This is a genomic window from Sulfurimonas sp. NWX79, from assembly GCF_039667035.1.
Taxonomy (GTDB): domain Bacteria; phylum Campylobacterota; class Campylobacteria; order Campylobacterales; family Sulfurimonadaceae; genus Sulfurimonas; species Sulfurimonas indica.
This window is the reverse complement of the sequence record NZ_JALCZL010000071.1, coordinates 1-507: the sequence shown is the minus strand read 5'-3', so window position 1 is coordinate 507 and position 507 is coordinate 1. Positions and strand designations below refer to the sequence as shown.

General features: G+C 37.5%; 1 protein-coding gene. It reads left to right on the top strand.

The window, feature by feature from the left end:
• The first annotated feature begins 186 nt into the window (after window positions 1-186).
• Window positions 187-474, top strand: coding sequence for a hypothetical protein (locus tag MNY27_RS10965; RefSeq protein WP_346392355.1), 288 nt, complete (start codon window positions 187-189; stop codon window positions 472-474).
• Window positions 475-507 lie beyond the last annotated feature (33 nt).

Genomic DNA, 507 nt, shown 5'->3' with positions numbered 1-507 from the left:
TTATATACGCATCAAGAAGAAAAAGTGGCCAAATAACAAGTGCGTGAGGTGGCCAAGTATTCATGCGCGCGCTGGCCAAATCAAAATGCGCGGGGTGGCCAAATGGGATGCGTGCCTACAAATAGCAATATATATTTTATAAATATGTATTTTAAATTGCGATTTTAATTAAGAAAAGGAACTGTGATGATACAAAGATATAGTACTGAAGATGTAAGAGATATTGTTGAGCAAAGAACAAATAATGAGTATGCTCTAATCAGAGTTGACAAAAGTGCAAGTGGCAATAAAAAAAGAATGATGAGCATTCGACATAATGTATGTGGCCATGAATATACTCTGGACATCTATGAGTTCATAGCCGGTAAACGAAGATGCGGGAAATGTAAAGTGCATATGACGGAGCATCCGGACACCCAACGCGTTTTAAATCGGACACCAAGAAAGGGAATATTTTCTGTAACGCCATTTTAGCATAAAGTGTCCGAATGATTTTTTAATATTCGT